This window comes from Kitasatospora sp. NPDC056273 (genome assembly GCF_042268845.1).
Taxonomy (GTDB): Bacteria; Actinomycetota; Actinomycetes; order Streptomycetales; family Streptomycetaceae; genus Kitasatospora.
The window spans coordinates 1-2810 of sequence record NZ_JBHJSJ010000124.1 but is presented as its reverse complement, the minus strand read 5'-3'; the positions used below and the strand labels follow the sequence as shown (position 1 = coordinate 2810).

The 2810-nt window shown below is 71.7% G+C and carries 1 protein-coding gene; it reads left to right on the top strand.

Annotated features, from left to right (window positions below; all coding sequences use genetic code 11):
• Window positions 1-2810 (top strand): amino acid adenylation domain-containing protein (locus tag ACFCY1_RS41445; protein ID WP_375877813.1); only part of this gene is annotated, 2810 nt, incomplete at both ends.

The window sequence follows — 2810 nt, the reverse complement described above, 5'->3', positions numbered from 1 at the left end:
AGCGGGTGACCGACTCGTTCGACGGCCGGATCGTGCTGCTGGACGGCGACAGCCGTGAGCAGATCGCGACCCGCCCGGCCACCGCGCCGGCCACCACCGTCACCCCGGACAACCTGATCTACGTCATCTACACCTCCGGCTCCACCGGAAAGCCCAAGGGCGTCATGGCGAGCCACGCCAACGTCCTGCGGCTCTTCCCGGCGATCCAGGACGACTTCGGGTTCACCGGCAGCGACGTCGGCGTGCTCTCGCACTCGTACGCCTTCGATTTCTCCACCTGGGAGATGTGGGCCGTCCTGCTGAACGGCGGCCGTCTGGTGGTCGTGTCCAACGAGACCACCCGCTCGCCGGAGGACTTTGTCGACCTGCTGGTCGCCGAGCAGGTCACCTTCCTGTCCTACGTCCCCTCCGCGTTCGGCGCGGTGGCCGCCATGGCGGCCACCGGCGACCCGCGCATCGACCGGCTCGCCCTGCGGCTGATCGCCGTCGGCGGCGAGCGTGTCGAGGTCCCCCAGCTCCAGCCGTGGGCGGACCGGATGGGCCTCGACCACCCGGTGCTGCTCAACGTCTACGGCCCGACCGAGACCACGGTGATCGCCACCGCGCACCGGCTCGTGACGGAGGACTTCGACCACCCGTCCCGCAGTCTCCTCGGGCACAAGTTCCACGACGTCCGGATCCACCTGCTCGACGCCGACGGCCAGTTGGTGCCCGTGGGCGTGGTCGGCGAGATGTGCATCGGCGGCCCCGGCGTGGCCCGCGGCTACCTGGACCGCCCCGAGCTGACCGCCGAGCAGTTCATTCCGGACCCGTTCGGCCCGGCCGGATCGCGCCTGTACCGCAGTGGCGACCTGGCCCGCCGGCTGGCCGACGGCACCCTGGAGACGCTCGGCCGTGTCGACACCCAGGTGAAGGTGCGCGGCTACCGCATCGAGCTCGGCGAGATCGAGAGCGCGCTGCACAAGCATTCCGGCGTCAAGAGTGCCGTGGTGACCGTCCACGAGAACTCCGCGGGGGAGAAGTCCCTCGTCGCCTACGTCGTCGCCGACGGCGGCACGGCCGTCGACGCCGGCCTGCTGCGCGGGCACCTGGGCGGCATCCTGCCCGACTACATGATTCCGTCGGCCTTCGTCGCCCTCGGCTTCATCCCGGTGAACGCCAACGGGAAGGTCGACCACCGCGCGCTGCCCGCGCCGGGCCGCTCGGCGTTCGCGGCCTCGCGGCACGTGGCGCCGCGCACTCCGGTGGAGGAGCGCTTCGCCGAGGTGTGGGGTGAGGTGCTGGGCCTGGAGAAGGTCGGTGTCGAGGACAGCTTCTTCGACCTCGGCGGCGACTCGATCCGTGCGGTCCGGCTGGTCGGCGCGCTGCGCACCGCCGGGTTCGAGGTGTCGATCCGCGACGTGTTCCAGGCGCGGACGATCGCGGTGCTGGCGGCCGGCCTCACCGGCCAGGGCGGCGAGTCCCTCGTCAAGGCCGTGGAGCCGTTCGCGCTGATCGGCGACGGGGACCGGGCCGCGCTGCCCGAGGGCGTCGTGGACGCCTACCCGCTGTCGCAGGTGCAGACCGGCATGCTGGTCGAGATGCTGGCCGCCCAGGAGCGCGGCGAGTCGGCCTACCACAACATCAACTCCTTCCGGATCCCGGACGAGCAGGCCTTCTCCCCGGAGGCGCTGCGCGAAGCCGTGGCCGTGCTGTCGCAGCGGCACGAACTGCTGCGCACCTCCGTGGCTCTCAGCGGCTACTCCCAGCCGCTCCAGCTGGTGCACGCCTCCGCGCAGCTGCCGGTGACCGTGCACGACTGGCGGGGCCTGAGCGAGGAGCAGCGCGAGGAGCGTGCCCGGGTCTTCGCGGAGCAGGACCTGGCGTCCGGCTTCGAGCTGTCGGCCGCGCCGCTGATGCGGCTCGCCGTCCACCTGGAGTCGGACGAGGCCTGGCGGCTGACGCTCAGCCACTGCCACGCCGTCACCGAGGGCTGGAGCGTCAACAGCCTCCTCATGGAGCTGATGGAGTGCTACCAGTACCTGCGCGACGGCCGTGAGCTGCCCGCGTACGAGGCGCCGTCGGTCCGGTACGCGGACTTCATCGCGGCGGAGCTGGAGTCGCTGGCCTCCGAGCAGGACCGCGCCTACTGGCGGGACGTCGTCGCCGGCCACGCCGCGGCCGAGCTGCCGGCCACCTGGGCCGACGACGCCGACCTGGTGGCCGAGAACCTCGGCGCGCGGGTGCCCTTCCACGACCTCGAGGAGAAGCTGCACCGCCTGGCGAACGACGCCAAGGCCTCGCTGAAGACCGTGCTGCTGGCCGCGCACCTGAAGGTGCTGGGCATGGTCGGCACCGAGGACGCCTTCCACACCGGTGTGGTCTACCACGGGCGTCTGGAGGCCCCCGGCGCCGAGCGGGTGCTCGGCATGCACCTGAACACCCTGCCGTTCCCGGCGCTGCGCGCCTCGGGCACCTGGCGTGAGGTGGTGGAGCAGGTCTACGCCCGCGAGTCGGAGATCTGGGCCCGCCGCCGTTACCCGCTGCCCGCCATCCAGCGCGACAGCGGCACCGGCGAGCGCCTGATTTCGATGGTCTTCGACTACCAGGACTTCCACCAGGTCGACACCGGCACCGTGGACACCGCGTCCAACCTCGACGCGGGCGGCAACGAGTTCCTCCTCAGCGTGATCGCCGCCGGCGGCCACCTCAACATCGGCACTTCGACCGACGTGCTCGGCCGTGCGGCCCTGGATCGCTTCGGTGCGATGTACCGGTTGGTGCTGGAGGCGATGGCGGCCGACCCGGAGGGGGACGCTTCGGTGGTCCTG